General features: G+C 44.2%; 16 protein-coding genes and 1 tRNA gene. 9 read left to right on the forward strand and 8 right to left on the reverse strand.

Annotation, left to right across the window (positions count from 1 at the left end):
* Nucleotides 1-213: 213 nt before the first annotated feature.
* Complete coding sequence (locus tag H6F98_RS01655) at nucleotides 214-858, forward strand: DUF3318 domain-containing protein (protein WP_192216936.1); 645 nt, start codon at nucleotides 214-216, stop codon at nucleotides 856-858.
* A gap of 216 nt (nucleotides 859-1074) precedes the next feature.
* Here H6F98_RS01655 and H6F98_RS01660 read toward each other — a convergent pair whose 3' ends face one another.
* Nucleotides 1075-2073: a DNA cytosine methyltransferase gene (locus H6F98_RS01660; protein ID WP_192216937.1), complete on the reverse strand. Its 999-nt coding sequence runs from the start codon at nucleotides 2071-2073 to the stop codon at nucleotides 1075-1077.
* 157 nt (nucleotides 2074-2230) lie between these two features.
* Between H6F98_RS01660 and H6F98_RS01665 the strand changes: the two genes are divergently transcribed.
* Nucleotides 2231-2779, forward strand: coding sequence for a peptidoglycan-binding protein (locus tag H6F98_RS01665; protein ID WP_192216938.1), 549 nt, complete (start codon nucleotides 2231-2233; stop codon nucleotides 2777-2779).
* 13 nt (nucleotides 2780-2792) lie between these two features.
* On the opposite strand, the gene mazG is transcribed toward H6F98_RS01665, so the two are convergent.
* Together mazG and H6F98_RS01675 are read right to left on the reverse strand one after the other, a co-directional pair.
* The gene (mazG, locus tag H6F98_RS01670; protein WP_192216939.1) at nucleotides 2793-3635 is read right to left on the reverse strand and encodes a nucleoside triphosphate pyrophosphohydrolase; all 843 of its coding nucleotides are present in this window, start codon (nucleotides 3633-3635) and stop codon (nucleotides 2793-2795) included.
* A gap of 95 nt (nucleotides 3636-3730) precedes the next feature.
* The gene (locus tag H6F98_RS01675) at nucleotides 3731-4288 is read right to left on the reverse strand and encodes a metal-binding protein (protein WP_192216940.1); all 558 of its coding nucleotides are present in this window, start codon (nucleotides 4286-4288) and stop codon (nucleotides 3731-3733) included.
* Between the two features lie 36 nt (nucleotides 4289-4324).
* Here H6F98_RS01675 and H6F98_RS01680 point away from each other — a divergent pair.
* Nucleotides 4325-4396: transfer RNA gene (locus H6F98_RS01680), tRNA-Val, on the forward strand.
* A gap of 221 nt (nucleotides 4397-4617) precedes the next feature.
* Nucleotides 4618-5220, forward strand: coding sequence for a Uma2 family endonuclease (locus tag H6F98_RS01685; protein WP_192217100.1), 603 nt, complete (start codon nucleotides 4618-4620; stop codon nucleotides 5218-5220).
* Between the two features lie 41 nt (nucleotides 5221-5261).
* Here the strand turns inward: H6F98_RS01685 and H6F98_RS01690 are convergent, their stop codons facing one another.
* The gene (locus tag H6F98_RS01690) at nucleotides 5262-5627 is read right to left on the reverse strand and encodes a hypothetical protein (RefSeq protein WP_192216941.1); all 366 of its coding nucleotides are present in this window, start codon (nucleotides 5625-5627) and stop codon (nucleotides 5262-5264) included.
* A gap of 134 nt (nucleotides 5628-5761) precedes the next feature.
* A complete protein-coding gene (locus H6F98_RS01695; RefSeq protein ID WP_192216942.1) occupies nucleotides 5762-6007 on the reverse strand; it encodes a hypothetical protein in 246 nt (81 codons plus the stop codon).
* A 240-nt stretch (nucleotides 6008-6247) separates the two neighbouring features.
* Between H6F98_RS01695 and H6F98_RS01700 the strand changes: the two genes are divergently transcribed.
* Nucleotides 6248-6454 carry a ribbon-helix-helix protein, CopG family gene (locus H6F98_RS01700; RefSeq protein ID WP_192216943.1) on the forward strand — a complete coding sequence of 69 codons (207 nt, stop codon included), beginning with the start codon at nucleotides 6248-6250 and terminating at the stop codon, nucleotides 6452-6454.
* Nucleotides 6455-6498: 44 nt separating this feature from the next.
* Here H6F98_RS01700 and tcmP read toward each other — a convergent pair whose 3' ends face one another.
* Nucleotides 6499-7773 (reverse strand): three-Cys-motif partner protein TcmP, encoded by a 1275-nt coding sequence (gene tcmP / locus H6F98_RS01705; protein WP_192216944.1) that lies wholly within the window; start codon nucleotides 7771-7773, stop codon nucleotides 6499-6501.
* 228 nt (nucleotides 7774-8001) lie between these two features.
* On the opposite strand from tcmP, the gene H6F98_RS01710 reads away from it, so the two are divergent.
* Nucleotides 8002-9027 (forward strand): radical SAM protein, encoded by a 1026-nt coding sequence (locus tag H6F98_RS01710; protein WP_192216945.1) that lies wholly within the window; start codon nucleotides 8002-8004, stop codon nucleotides 9025-9027.
* 50 nt (nucleotides 9028-9077) lie between these two features.
* On the opposite strand, the gene H6F98_RS01715 is transcribed toward H6F98_RS01710, so the two are convergent.
* Complete coding sequence (locus H6F98_RS01715; RefSeq protein WP_192216946.1) at nucleotides 9078-9314, reverse strand: hypothetical protein; 237 nt, start codon at nucleotides 9312-9314, stop codon at nucleotides 9078-9080.
* A 246-nt stretch (nucleotides 9315-9560) separates the two neighbouring features.
* On the opposite strand from H6F98_RS01715, the gene H6F98_RS01720 reads away from it, so the two are divergent.
* Nucleotides 9561-10118 (forward strand): hypothetical protein, encoded by a 558-nt coding sequence (locus H6F98_RS01720; RefSeq protein ID WP_192216947.1) that lies wholly within the window; start codon nucleotides 9561-9563, stop codon nucleotides 10116-10118.
* Nucleotides 10111-11445 (forward strand): exonuclease subunit SbcD, encoded by a 1335-nt coding sequence (gene sbcD / locus H6F98_RS01725; RefSeq protein WP_192216948.1) that lies wholly within the window; start codon nucleotides 10111-10113, stop codon nucleotides 11443-11445. The genes H6F98_RS01720 and sbcD overlap by 8 nt, the downstream gene beginning before the upstream one ends.
* 57 nt (nucleotides 11446-11502) lie before the next feature.
* Here the strand turns inward: sbcD and H6F98_RS01730 are convergent, their stop codons facing one another.
* Complete coding sequence (locus tag H6F98_RS01730; protein WP_192216949.1) at nucleotides 11503-11769, reverse strand: hypothetical protein; 267 nt, start codon at nucleotides 11767-11769, stop codon at nucleotides 11503-11505.
* A gap of 518 nt (nucleotides 11770-12287) precedes the next feature.
* Here H6F98_RS01730 and H6F98_RS01735 point away from each other — a divergent pair.
* Nucleotides 12288-14216 carry an amino acid transporter gene (locus H6F98_RS01735; RefSeq protein WP_192216950.1) on the forward strand — a complete coding sequence of 643 codons (1929 nt, stop codon included), beginning with the start codon at nucleotides 12288-12290 and terminating at the stop codon, nucleotides 14214-14216.
* Nucleotides 14217-14231: the final 15 nt, after the last annotated feature.

A 14231-nucleotide genomic window follows, 5' to 3' on the forward strand; every position in this document is an offset into this window, starting at 1 on the left:
TGAAGTGTATCAATTAACATACTGATCGCCACACAGTTTCTTGAGAGAGCGTTAGCCTGAAAATAGGGAGTAGCGAGTGCAACAGAGGTAAGGGCACAATGCTCTAATCTAGAGATATAGGGCGGTTTTCCCCACTTAAAAAGCCAGGGGATAATGTCGCTATACTTCCAATTGATACCTTTATTATTGTTTTAGTTTCATAGGGTCAGATATATGACATCGTATGCAACAGCTTCTGCCAGAGCCGAAATGAGTGAACTCCGGCGTTTAAAAACCTTATTACCGCCAGAATTGCAAAGCTGGGTCATGGTAGAAGGAACCACTGAAGTCAATCCCCCCTTGCTTCGCTCTGAAGAAATTGGTAGAGATGAGGTAGAGATTCAGATTGATCTGGTGAAATGGGAGCAACTTGCCCTTGATCAGCGTAATCTGCTGTTTTGGCACGAAGTCGCCCGGATTCAGAATGACACCATCCCGAAAGAGGGGTGGGAAATGGCAGCCTTAGCAATTGGTTTAGGGGGTGCTGTTGGTGAACTATGGGTTCAAGATGGCTTGCTGCTGCTGCTAGCGTTAGGACTGTGCGGTGTCTCAGGCTGGCGAATGTATCAGAAGAACAATGGAGAGAAAACCTTTAAGGAAGCCACGGAAGCTGACGAAAAAGCGATCGCTCTTGCTACACGCTTTGGTTATAGCCTACCCAACGCCTACAAAAGTCTTGGTAGTGCCTTAAAAACCATGATTGAATTAACGCCCAGCCGTCGTCAACGGCGCAAATATGAAGCACGACTCACCGCGCTGAAAAAGAGTGCATCTCAAGCGAAGGCAAGAGTCAAATCCAAACGTGAGGAACTAGCCTAGTCATCAACCTCAATCAAATTTGATAGCTGCAAAATTTCCGAGTCGCTCATCAAGTAAAATCTTCAAAAACCTAGCACTTTACCAATTCACAAGAGATACATTTGTAGGGGCGCACCGCTGTGCGCTCTTGCTACTTAAACCAGCAGATCAGTACAGTATTAGACACCACAAATACCCCCTCAAAACCACAACTCTATAAGTTCTTAATCTTCATCTTCAAAATAAAGAGAGTTGCACAAATGATTGACTCACTTGAACAGCTTGAGCCTTTAAGTGTTCAAAACTCTTGTTACGGTCTGCAATATACTGAGCAAGACACCGAGCAACGTATTCAGCTAACTTAACAGGTACAGCATTCCCAATCATTTGTTCAATATCAGTCTTAGAACCTGAAAAAATAAAGTTCTCTGGAAAAGTTTGTAAATAACTTCTCTCAAGAGTTGTTAAAGGACGTATAACTGATGATATTGGGGCTGAATCACCAGGGTGAGGTTTATATGTTTTAGGGATAGGTCGATTCACTCCTCTAATTGTTGGGCTAGGTTCATCAATGCTAAATACTCCACGTCTCTTGTAGCTTCTTGGATGTCTATAATAATGGTCAATATCTAAGGATGCGCCTATCTCTCTAAAATATTCTCGGATAGTCATTGGTTGAGTAGATAAATTAGCTTCTAAATAAGCATCTAGCTTGTTATCTTCTCCATTGAGTTCTCCTACCCAAAAGAACCTTTTTCTGCTTTGTGGTACACCACAAAAACTAGCATTAAGTATTTTTTCACTAAGACCATACTTTGCCTCTTTAAAAATTGCCTTGGCTTGCTGATACTTTGGGCTTTTCACAAATCTATCAACATTTTCCATGATGAAGAACTGAGGTTTAATAGCCGTTACAATTTCAGCAAAAGAGATTGTTAAATCTCCCCTACCCAAACTTTCATCTCTTTTTCCAGCACTAGAGAAATCTTGGCAAGGTGGCCCCCCGGCTATAATGTCTGGCTTAAATTCCTTAAAAAGCTCAAAATTCTTCTTAAGGCTAGCAAGGTCAACGACAAAAGCTTGATGAGCAAAATTACAGCGATAAACATCAATCGCTAATTCCCAGTTATCAAAACCAGCGATTACATCAAAGCCAGCATTTTGTATTCCCAGCGATAATCCACCGCATCCTGAGAAAAGATCTATTACTCTAAATTGACTCGGCTTTGTTTTCATACTTATTCTCTAGAGGAACACCTGTATCCCTACTCTCAGGTACACCGAAGAGGTGGGTTTAAGCTCACCCGATTGGGTCAGTCACTCAGGCGAGGGCACGTAGAAGCCATGAACCGTACATTAGGAATTGTCGAACACGATTCATGAGGCAATGACAATGCAAACTTCCGAGACTCAACCTGTTGCTAACGAACAACTCAACCCAACTGCTGATATTCAAGCCCCTGCCAACGATCAACTCAGCCCAGCCGCCACCGCTCAACTCAATAAGCCTGTACTACAGCTAGGCTCCAAAGGTCAGGAAGTCAATGAACTACAAAGACTCTTAACCACCTGGGCAAATTACACAGATTATTCAGGTGTAATTGATGGCATTTTCGACACAGACGTGAGAACTGCTGTAATTGCTTACCAGCATCAAATGTTCTTAGTAAAAGATGGCATTGTTGGAAATTTGACCTGGCAAGCACTGTATAAAGGTGCGCCCGTGAACATGCCAACCCTCAAGCAAGGCAGCAAGGGCAGTGCCGTAGTTACCCTTCAGAATGTCCTAAAGCTTACTGGCGACTACCGCAGTACAGTTGATGGAGACTTCGGTTCACGCACAAAAGCGGCTGTACAAGCGTTCCAAAAGCGTGTCGGTCTTGTTTTTGATGGGATTGTTAGCGATCGCACTTGGCACGCTCTGAGCAAAGTCCCTCACTAAACGGAAGTTGTCGCTAAAGCTCTTTTGCGAGTTGAGCTTTAGCTTGCTGCCAAAATTGGTCTAATTCTTCAATACTATACTCTGACAGGGGGCGATCTGCGATCGCCTCCATTTTCCCTAAGCGTTGAATCAGGCGACGATTTGTTCCCTGTAATGCCTCTGCTGGGTCAAGGTCATACCAACGCGCTAAGTTAATCAGGGTAAACAGTATATCTCCCAGTTCTGCCTGCTGATGCGCTTTGTCTTCCTGCTCAAGTGCTTGTTGGAATTCAGCTAATTCTTCGTGAAACTTCGCCCAAACGCCCTCAATATTCTCCCACTCAAAGCCAGCCGCTGCTGCTTTTTGAGAAATCTTCATTCCAGCGGTTAAAGGTGGCAATGTCCGGGCATAGCGGTCAAGTTTGCGACTCAGTAGCTGCGTCTGGGCTACTGTTTCTCCTTTTTCCGCTGCTTTGATTTGCTCCCAGTTTTGACGAACATCCTCAACGCCTTGGACTTCTACATCTCCAAATACATGAGGATGACGTCGAATCAGCTTTTGGGTAATTCCTTGAGCGACTTCTTTTAGTGTAAACTCACCTACTTCTGTCGCAATCTGAGCCTGGAGTACCACTTGCAAGAGTAAATCCCCTAGTTCTTCTGCGATCGCATCTTTATCACCACTCTGAATTGCATCCACAACTTCATACGCTTCTTCAATCACATAAGGAATCAGCGTTTGAGGGGTTTGCGCTAAATCCCAAGGACAGCCACCATTAGGCGATCGCAACTGGGCAACCACATCAATCAACTGTTGCAGTGCTTCTAAGATAGAAGATTCCAGCCTCAGCGGCGTTTGCTCCTGGGAAGTAGACATAAAGGAAAACTCAAAAACCACTTAACTATTCTTAATTTAAATCCCTTTAAAGGATTTAGCCGTGCCTGGACGCTATCTCAGCTCAACAATATTGTTCACTTGTTGCGTTTGGAAGCCGGGGGTTTACGACGGCTAGACTTAGGCTTTGGCTTCTTCTTGGAGCGTTTGTAGGTAGAACCCACCCAATCACTGACAACATGACTCATCGCCCCTAGTTCTAAGCCAACTAATAAAGCAATCCCCTCGGCTCGATAATCAATAAGCGATCGCCCAATCGATTTAGCCAACTCCTGCCAACGACTCGGCTCATCCCGGAAAAACTGGATAACAGCTAAGCTAAGTACCCCAAGCACAACTATCCAACTGACGAGGTACAGCACCCGCAGGGTTGTCCCAATCACCAACCCATGAGAAAAAACAGAGCGATGACGCAACATCTTTTGGTAAGGAATCCAAATCCATCGCAGCCAGCCCCAGCGCTTAAACGGTCGCGACTTTAAATCTAGGTCAGGACTCAACATCAGCCCACTAAAGAGAAACCCCCCAGAAATCATTAATGTCAGGTTGCCACTCCGTGTCAGCGCAACAGCCAAACCCGTAACTATTGGCAAACTCCACAGGGTTATGCGATCATGTGTTTGACCAGAGGGCATTTCTTTGTCTTCTCGTGCTAATCTAAATATGATACCGGGCGATTAGCTCAACGGTAGAGCGCCTGCCTTACAAGCAGGATGTTACTGGTTCGAATCCAGTATTGCCCATGTTGTTTGTTGTACAGTGACCAATTATTTGTCGTCTGTGACAGATTAGTGTCGCTGTTAACACTTTATTTGTCGCCTGCGACAACGCTGCTCGGATACGAGAAAAGCGTCAAGTTCGAGAGTACGGGCAAAGAACAGGCTATGCCTAGCTTGTCTGAACACGTCCATAAAAATTGTTAGTGTACAAAAGGCAACAGCAGCCAAGGATTTGTGCCATGACAATGACTGAACTAACCACTCAAGTAGAAAATTATCCTTTGGTGTTGCACCTGCAACCGATAATTAATTTGACAGATGACGAGTTTTTTGAGTTCTGTCAAATGAATCGCGACTTGCGAATTGAGCGCACGGCTACAGGAGAATTGCTAATTATGCCTCCTACTGGAACGGAAACAGGTGGACGCAACTTTAATTTAATTGGGCAGTTGTGGGCTTGGGTTAATCAAGATGGGACTGGCATTGGCTTTGACTCCAGTACTGGCTTTAAGCTTCCCAATGGTGCAAATCGTTCTCCTGATGCAGCTTGGGTGAAGCTAGAACGGTGGAACGCCCTAACTCCCGAACTACAGAAAAAATTTGCTCCTATCTGTCCTGAGTTTGTGGTAGAACTGCGCTCTGCTTCTGACAATTTGGCACCGATCAAAACCAAGATGCAGGAGTATATTGACAACGGTGCGCTTTTAGGATTTTTAATCGATCGCAAAAATCGGCAAGTTTACATCTATCGTGCTGGAGTAGCTGTGGAATGTTTGGATAATCCTGCTAACGTTAGCGGCGATTCAGTATTACCCGGATTTGTTCTGGATTTAGGCAAAATTTGGTAAAGCCCAGACTAAGTATCAGGCGAAGAATTGGATTGTTTGATCTAGCTATCTCCTGGGCTGTGTGTTGAAGAACTTAAAACTGACAATCTTTGCTGGAAGAGGGCATCAATGCGGGAAAATGCTTCTTCTGTATATCGCTGGGCTTCCTGAAGGATGCTTTCCCAACGGGCATTGAGAGCTTGCAGATTTGGGCAGAAGCGTATCAAGGTACTACAAGCTGCAATCCACTGTTCGAGTTTACGGTAACTGATGAAGTAACCACCGAGTCCCTGAATATTCACCCAGAGGACGTTATGCCATTTTTCCCAATTCAAGATATGCTCTTGCTTGATTTTCAGGTGTTTGGCGATTTGCCTGAGAGTGATCACGAAAGTTTTGGGGTTAATGCGATGACGTAGCGGTTGCATGAGTTTTAGGAGAGAAGAACCCCTCCCCAGGCTTCGTGAGCAACGGAGAGGGAGCTAGAGTTTTTTGTACTGCCCCTGGTATTAGGGGACTATGTAGAGCTTTTCGTGTAGCTAACTGAGCCGATTGGCCTGAATTAATTCAGCTTACGGGTTTGGTTTTCCTCTTGTTTCTCATTGGGAAGGTCAAAGATAATCTCAAAATCAGCGTTTGGGATGAACCGATGCGAAAGCCTTTTGTGGTCGTCGGCGTCTTGGCGGTTACGGAAACGGGCAACAATGATGGCTTGTGCGTTTGGCAAAAGACGAATTATTGCCCAAGGGCGATTTTCTTGAGAATAGCTTCGCTTAATGCTTGGATTGCCAAGTAGTTGTTTTACCATTGATAGAGTCTCCTTGTATTAGGGAGCCAGAAGCCAGTGGGAAGCGTGGTAACTTGGTCGCTGGCTTCTGACCTGAAAGTTGTGAACTAGTCAAGTTGTCTGTGTTGGAGAGGGTTGAGCTGTGATAGCCACCCTGAACTTGTGATGAGATATAGCGTACCATAATTACATGATTTCATGAAATCATTAATTCATGAATAAAAGGTAGTAATGATTACATATGCGACAATAGGCTCGAAGATGACTAAAGTATCAGTGGTAACTAAGCGCGACGACCCGAATTACTCTCAGGTAAGTGGCTATGTCCCGAAGGACTTGGCGCGTCGTTTCAGGATTGCCTGTACTTCTAAGGAAATCAGTCAAAGTGAAGCTTTGGAGGAAGCGTTAGAGCAATGGCTAGAAAAGGACAACCCCTCACTTACAAAGAAGGGCAAGGGGAAGGAATGAGGAGATCGCTCGTTATAAGTCTGAATTTTCCCGGATATAAAAAATTACATATTTCTGAAGAATTTATTCATAAAATGTAATTGCTTATATTTTTTTCTAATAATAAAATCTCCTGGCTTTAACTTTTTGGCTGTTGTTATTTTTCCATCTCTAAAAACTTCTAATTCTTGTTCGTCAACTTGCTCATTTATACATTGAATGTAATGGTCTAATGTAGCCGGATTTTTTTGCATAGTTGAAGTATGGATTTCATCTAGAGATATACCATCTGGGTGATTATAAATAATAGGCATTAAATCATCATTCAAGTTATTTATGCACTTAGCTTCATTCTCTTTTGTAATATTGATTACGCTCTGATTTTGCTCATAATAATCAGGAGTTCTAAAGCCAAGACCGTAAATTCCATACTCAAACTGATACACTAAGTCTATAGTGTTGTGTTCCCAAAGAGTATATTTTATCTCCCTTTGAGCTGGTGGATTACTTGCTAAATGAATTAGATAATATTTAGGCTGAGTTTGATTTTTTAAGAGTGCGAAGCTATATACACATGGAGCTTGACCTCTTTCTCTAAATAATCTGAGGGTTTCGTCTTTAATATATCTGTGTTTAGCCGAACTTCCTGATGAATATAAATTGACTAATTCATAATATCCCTCTACTTCTAGAACATTTTTGTATGCTTTTGTCTTATGTTTCTCACTCAAAAATCTTATGACATCCTCAATCATATAGGTATATAGTATTTCAGATTTACGAAGAGATATTATTCTTCTTATGGAATCCATAGATACATCAGACCATCCATTCGGATCTAAGAAGAAGAATGAAGAACCTCTTCGCTGCCTTACTTCATTAATACATTCGTCAACATAATCTTCAAATTCACCAACTATAAATTTACATTTGTCTGGAGCTTTTAAATAATGCCCTAAACCAGATTGTTCTAGCTGCATTTTTAGACAATTTATATGTCTTTTATTATTATCAATAAAAACAAATCTTGTATCGAGTTGATAATCTGGTTTTGCTTTTTTACGCCTAACAATATCTAATGCTTTATCAACTGTTTTAATTATTCTAATAGGCGATCCAGCCCATAAAGCATTATTGTCATCTGGATCGAGGTACATTCCGCCACCGCAAAAGCCATCTATGATAGTTATAGTTTTTCTTTTTCCAATATTATTCCCGCAAAGCGTTACAAGATATCTTTCAAGATACTTTTCCAAGATTCCGTGCTTTGCTTTAGTATGAGGTTCAATTTCTGGTAACTCACTTCCGTCAGCACTCCAGTAAAGTTTTTTATTATTCATAAGGTGATATCTCACAGGATTATTGTACCTAGAACCACTGTATTTACCTATAATGAATTCAACCTTAATCTGAAACTCAATTTCTATATTTTAGACTCATCATGATTTATACTATAAGATTGGAAAACTCTAGTTATCTATCAACTTTTTAATTCTTACTTCTTTCAATGTTTTATAAGTATTTCGCTATACATACTACATATCATTTGACTAAACGGCAGGTGTCACATGACTATTACTAAAGGAACTGAGCAGATTGTTAATCCCCTCCAAGAGAGCGCACTGAATAAAAAGGGACTCTGTGATTATGTGATTAACGTAGCATCAGGTTGTTTACATGGATGTACTTTTTGCTATGTACCGTCCACGCCAGCAATCAGAACCCGACAAGCACACCTACAAGACCAAGGGGTAAGCAATCCCCAAATGGATTGGGGAAAGTATTTGTTCGTTCGAGAGGGGATTCCTGAAAAACTCGATAAAATACTAAGCCGTAAAAGGACTTGGCATGAAACACCAGCAGGTAAAGGTGTTGTTCTTCTATGTTCTGGAACTGACCCTTATCAAAACAAGGAAACTGCGGCATTGACTCGCAAGACTGTTCAAGTTCTATTGAAACACAAAAAAAGGATTAGAATCCTGACTCGCGGCTTGTTATGGGTCAATGATCTTGATGTCCTTCGACATCCAAATGTTACGGTGGGTATGAGCTTACCATTCTTGGATGATGATCTCAGCCGTAAAATTGAACCTCAAGCGCCGCCACCTTCTGAACGCTATAAAGCTCTCTTAAAAGGATATAAGACAGAGTGTCGATTATACGTTGCAGCAGCTCCTACTCCTCCGAGCATGAAACTAGAGGGTTTCAAAAGGCATCTAGAGCAGTTAATGATGATTGAGCCAGAGGTCATCTTTTGGGAGCCAATCAATGCTCGTGGCACTAATGGGAAAAGGATGCTAGCAGCAGGCTTGGAGTTTGCTCGCTCAATCATGAGTAAAAGCTCATGGGGAGAATGCTTTAAGAGACAGTGGGACGAAATTGAATTAGCTGCGACAGAAATAGGCTGTATTGATCGGCTTCACATTTGGCCCGATCCTGAACTCCGAGAATATGTCGATGAAGCTAAGCTAAAGCAGTGGTTCTACAAACCCACTGTGGAAAAGTGGGAGAGTTTGACCCACGAAAAGACAAGGGCAAACTCTACTCAGGCTACTCGTAAAAACTTCAAGACAAATATACTACCTATTTCCTAATGATGAACTTATCGCTGAGTGTGAAAACGCGATCGCAGGTGGCGCACTCTCTAAATTAGCGTCAAGAAAACCTGGATAATTTCTGACTCCGTTGTTTCTGCTTGTAACTCAACGTGGCAATTGTATCCTTGAGCGTAAGACACTAACTTTTGTGTTTGAGGAACTATAGAACGAAACCAAATCACAAATCTGGCACAATCTTCTAAATAACCATCTAAACTGATTCCCTGCCCATCTCGGTGTAAGGCACCATCCTCTGTTCTATTCCCGATACCTTTACAACCCATTCGACTACATAATAATCATCTGGATTTGTCACCTTACAAACCCATAACTCCTGGTGCAGGGGGTTTGGGGGAAGCCCCCCCAATCTTGGTTTTCATTCAAAATTTAGCTTTCAAAACAGTAGTAGTAGAAAACTGGCAACCTCAAACTTGACTTTAATACCTAATAGAAACAAAGAAATTGCTACAGCAATTGAGTATCATCACAGTATCAGAGATTAAACAGCACGAACCCCAAAAAGAACTCGCGTGAGCATTCCCGAATCAGTCACCTTTGAAGAAGCGATCGCCTTTACCCAATCCTTGCTGAACCAAACAGCAACTGATAAATCCCAGCAAGCAATCGCTGAAACAATCACCCAACTTGTAAAAACCGAAAACGGGGCAAGAGGCTTCTTTGTCACCTACCTAACGTCTGAAAACACCTTAGCAGACAACCCCTCACCCGAAGTTGTCCAAGCCCTCAAGTCCTCCCCCACTATCGTTGCCGAACTGTTAGTAAAAAACCTAGCCATGTCAGCCGCGATGGCAATTAGTCATCGTCGTAAGGGTAACGAAGAAATGGCACAAGGGTCAGACCGAGTGCGATCGCGTACCACTCATCTCATCCAACAACTCGAACTGCCCCAAGTCCGTGAACTAGCACAAGCCTTACGGGAAAGTGCCCTCACCGGAGAAGGCAGCTACAAAACATTTCTCCAACGCTGGAACTACGATACCGAGCAACGACAGGTTATCTCTCAGGCGATCGATCAAGTAATTCCTGAAGCAACATCCCCTTCACCAATGACCACGCCACATGATTAAAATTCTTCACCTGTCTGATATCCACATGGGAAGTGGCTTTTCCCACGGACGAATTAACCCAGTCACAGGTTTAAATACACGATTAGAAGATTTTGTCAATACATTAGCTATCTGCATTGACAAAGCAATTTCAGAACCTGTCGATTTAGTCTTATTCGGGGGTGATGCCTTTCCCGATGCCACACCACCACCCTACGTTCAAGAAGCTTTTGCTGGGCAGTTTCGTCGGCTAGTTGATGCTGAAATCCCCACTGTCTTACTTGTAGGAAACCACGACCAACACTCACAAGGGCAGGGAGGGGCAAGCCTCTGCATTTACCGTACCTTGGGAGTACCTGGTTTTATCGTCGGCGACTCGATCAACACTCACCGCATCGAAACTCGCAACGGTGCCGTGCAGGTGATTACCCTTCCTTGGCTAACTCGCTCAACCTTGCTGACTCGCCCTGAAACGGAAGGTCTTGCGCTTACTGAAGTTAATGAATTACTTACCTCAAGACTTGACCCGGTATTAGAAGCAGAAATCCGCCGTCTTGACCCAGAGGTTCCTACAGTCCTCCTAGCACACTTGATGGCAGATCACGCTAACTTAGGAGCCGAACGTTTCTTGGCTGTTGGCAAGGGATTCACAATTCCTCTGTCAATGCTGACACGCTCCTGCTTTGATTATGTCGCGCTGGGTCATGTTCACCGACATCAGAATCTCAACAAGTCGAATAATCCGCCAGTCATTTACCCTGGCAGCATTGAGCGAGTAGATTTCAGTGAGGAAAAAGAAGACAAAGGCTATGTCCTCCTTGAACTAGAATGCGATCGCGCTCAGTGGGAATTTTGCCCCTTACCTGTCCGAGTCTTCCGCACAATAGAAGTGGATATCTCTAATGCCGCTGAACCACAAGAGGCTCTACTCAAAGCACTTGGGAAAAAAGAGATTAAGGATGCTGTAGTGCGGCTAATTTACAAGCTGCGTTCTGAGCAACTCGATTTAATCGACAACGGCGCTGTCCATCAAGCATTAAATGATGCCCACAGCTATACCATTCGTCCTGAATTAGTCAGTCAGCTAGCTCGTCCTCGCTTACCAGAACTCGGCGTGGGTAGCAGTATCGATCCAATGGAGGCATTAAAAACCTACCTGGACAATCGGCAAGACCTCAAAGACATCACCGCAGAGATGATGGAAGCCGCACAGCGTCTCCTTGCAAGGGAAAGCGATCGCCAATTAGACGTAGCGGATACCCAAGAGGCTGTCCAGGTAGGTGCGACTCAAGCCAGCCAACAGCTAGAGAATAATACACAAGCACAAGCCCAGCTGCGGCTACTTTAGTTTTTTTGGCAAAGGGTCTCTACGAAAGGAAGCAAGTCTGTTGTAGAGATTACGACACTACGAAGGAGACTCCTCAGGAGACGGAGACTCCTCAGGAGACGGAGACTCCTCAGGAGACTCCTCAGGAGACGGAGAAAGCTCAGGAGACGGAGAAGTAGTAGTATCAGCAGGTGTAGTGGTCGTATCAGCAGGTGTAGTGGTCGTATCTGTGGGCGTTTCCTGACCTCCCTGGCAAGCGGCTAGACCTGTCATTAAGCCCACTAGAAGTAGAACAACGACTTTTAGTTTCACTGTAAAAACCCTCACATTAATTTTTGTTTCCACTTTGCCTATCCTCATTGGGAAAGTGTACTTTTGGGTACCCCCCAAGGGAAGGACTTTTTCAGGTTTTTTCTACGACGAAAGTGAGATGTAACAATGTCCTAGTAGAATTAGCTGGGTTTCAGGTGACTAGAGTTACACCATTAGCTAAGTATTGAGTGATGCACCTCTAGTGACAGCCATATTGATCCAGTCCATCTCACTTGTGTAGAAAGACGCTATTACTTACCGATACAAGTAGTCTCTGTCAGGATTTTTTAGTAGGTATTTTTTTAGAACTGATTGCTAGTCATGAAGTAGACACACCTTACGAGTAGGTGTTCCATCCTGTTACAAGCATCAAGGCAGGGTTGAACTGTTGAAGGAGTGGCGCTCTGTAGTAGAAAAAATTATTTCTATAATCCTTCTTCAAGCTGGTGTGTTATGTCTACTTAACGAGTCTAGTACTTAAAAAGACCTGGCGAGAGATATATGGTAGCGCCAAATGACATATATATAGCTATACAGAAGGACTAAGTTTGATGGCTAAACTATTTGTTCCACGAAAACGGCTCAACAGAAAGTTCATCCTCTGGTTACTTAAAGAAGAGCGACACGAGAGCGAAGGACAACACCACCAGCATTCCTGGTGGCAAGTCATGTGCCTAACGGGTGTGGATTATTTCTCTACACTTGGCTATCAACCGGGTATAGCAGCATTGGCAGCAGGCGCTCTTTCTCCTGTTGCCACTCTCATTCTGGTTCTACTGACGCTGTTTGGAGCATTGCCGATCTACCGACGGGTTGCAGCTCAAAGTCCTCAGGGTGAAGGCTCCATCGCAATGCTCGAACACTTACTCCCCTGGTGGCAAGGCAAGCTATTCGTACTGTGCTTGCTCGGTTTTGTGGCAACCGACTTCATCATCACCATTACCCTATCGGCTGCTGATGCTACCGCTCATATCGTCGAAAATCCGCTCGTCCCAAATTTCCTTCACCATCAGGCGATCGCAATTACTCTAGTGCTGATTGCCTTATTAGGCACAGTTTTTTTGCGAGGTTTCCGAGAAGCGATCGGGATTGCCGTCTTTCTGGTTGGAGTCTATCTACTTTTAAACTTAGTTGTTATTATCGTTGGTTTGTATCAAATCTTTAATCAGCCATCTCTGATCACTGACTGGCAGACTACACTTTTCGCACAACACCAGAACCCCTTGCTGATGCTCGGCGTAGCCGCTCTGCTATTCCCAAAACTTGCCTTGGGATTGTCAGGTTTTGAAACTGGCGTGGCAGTTATGCCTCTCGTGCGGGGTAGCAGCAGCGATACCCAGGAACAGCCTGAGGGGCGCATTCATAATACGCATAAGCTGCTTACGACGGCGGCTTTGATTATGAGCTTCTATCTAATTACTAGCAGTTTAGTGACTACTCTACTGATTCCAGCCGCAGAATTTCAAAGTGGGGGTAAAGCAAGTGGACGTGCCCTCGCCTATCTAGCACATCAGTATCTAGGAAATGGCTTTGGCACAATTTACGATCTGAGTACCATCAGCATTCTCTGGTTTGCTGGCGCATCTGCCATGGCAGGACTCCTTAATATCGTTCCCCGCTACCTACCGCGCTATGGTATGGCACCGAATTGGGCACGGGCAACGCGACCTCTGGTGTTAGTTTATACAGCTATTGCCTTGGGTGTCACAATTATCTTCAAGGCGAATGTGGAAGCTCAAGGTGGGGCTTACGCTACAGGTGTGCTGGTGCTGATTACCTCAGCAGCGTTTGCCGTGACGCTATCAGCCCATCGCCAGAGGTCGAAGGGAGGAACGATCGCCTTTGCAATCATTACGCTGTTGTTTATATACACCACGATTGTCAATATTATCGAGAGGCCTGAAGGAATTAGAATCGCTGGGTTCTTCATCGCTGCCATCATCGTCACCTCGCTAGTTTCACGGGTATGGCGATCTACTGAACTGCGAGTAGAGCGGATCGAAATTGACGAGGCCGCTAGTGACTTTATTACTCAAGAGAGCCAAGGTAAGATACGACTGATCGCTCATCGAAGGAATACAGGCAGTGCGCGAGAGTATTTTTTAAAGGAAAAAGAGGTGCGTGAGGATCATTATCTGCCACCCACCGATTCAATTCTCTTTTTAGAGATTCGGGTATCCGATGCTTCGGAATTTGAGGGCATCATCCGAGTAAAAGGGGAGGAGGTCGATGGCTACCGTATTCTACGTGCCGAGAGTGCAGCCGTCCCTAACGCGATCGCTGCCATACTTCTCCATCTTCGAGACCAAACGGGTAAGATACCACACGCTTATTTTGGCTGGGCAGAGGGAAACCCAATCCAATACTTGCTGCGCTTTATCTTGTTTGGTGAGGGCGATATTGCTGTGGTTACCCGCGAAGTACTCCGTAAGGCAGAGAGGAACCCCGAACGCCGTCCTGCCATTCATGTTGGGGGTTAAGGGAAATAGACATGA

Source organism: Microcoleus sp. FACHB-SPT15 (assembly GCF_014849525.1).
GTDB lineage: Bacteria > Cyanobacteriota > Cyanobacteriia > Cyanobacteriales > Coleofasciculaceae > Symplocastrum > Symplocastrum torsivum.

Bases quoted from the DNA above. Each gene is read 5' to 3' on its own strand.
- H6F98_RS01655 (WP_192216936.1), top strand. From the start codon at position 214: ATGACATCGTATGCAACAGCTTCTGCCAGAGCCGAAATGAGTGAACTC.
- H6F98_RS01660 (WP_192216937.1), bottom strand. From the start codon at position 2,073: ATGAAAACAAAGCCGAGTCAATTTAGAGTAATAGATCTTTTCTCAGGA.
- H6F98_RS01665 (WP_192216938.1), top strand. From the start codon at position 2,231: ATGCAAACTTCCGAGACTCAACCTGTTGCTAACGAACAACTCAACCCA.
- mazG (WP_192216939.1), bottom strand. From the start codon at position 3,635: ATGTCTACTTCCCAGGAGCAAACGCCGCTGAGGCTGGAATCTTCTATC.
- H6F98_RS01675 (WP_192216940.1), bottom strand. From the start codon at position 4,288: ATGCCCTCTGGTCAAACACATGATCGCATAACCCTGTGGAGTTTGCCA.
- H6F98_RS01685 (WP_192217100.1), top strand. From the start codon at position 4,618: ATGACTGAACTAACCACTCAAGTAGAAAATTATCCTTTGGTGTTGCAC.
- H6F98_RS01690 (WP_192216941.1), bottom strand. From the start codon at position 5,627: ATGCAACCGCTACGTCATCGCATTAACCCCAAAACTTTCGTGATCACT.
- H6F98_RS01695 (WP_192216942.1), bottom strand. From the start codon at position 6,007: ATGGTAAAACAACTACTTGGCAATCCAAGCATTAAGCGAAGCTATTCT.
- H6F98_RS01700 (WP_192216943.1), top strand. From the start codon at position 6,248: ATGACTAAAGTATCAGTGGTAACTAAGCGCGACGACCCGAATTACTCT.
- tcmP (WP_192216944.1), bottom strand. From the start codon at position 7,773: ATGAATAATAAAAAACTTTACTGGAGTGCTGACGGAAGTGAGTTACCA.
- H6F98_RS01710 (WP_192216945.1), top strand. From the start codon at position 8,002: ATGACTATTACTAAAGGAACTGAGCAGATTGTTAATCCCCTCCAAGAG.
- H6F98_RS01715 (WP_192216946.1), bottom strand. From the start codon at position 9,314: ATGGGTTGTAAAGGTATCGGGAATAGAACAGAGGATGGTGCCTTACAC.
- sbcD (WP_192216948.1), top strand. From the start codon at position 10,111: ATGATTAAAATTCTTCACCTGTCTGATATCCACATGGGAAGTGGCTTT.
- H6F98_RS01735 (WP_192216950.1), top strand. From the start codon at position 12,288: ATGGCTAAACTATTTGTTCCACGAAAACGGCTCAACAGAAAGTTCATC.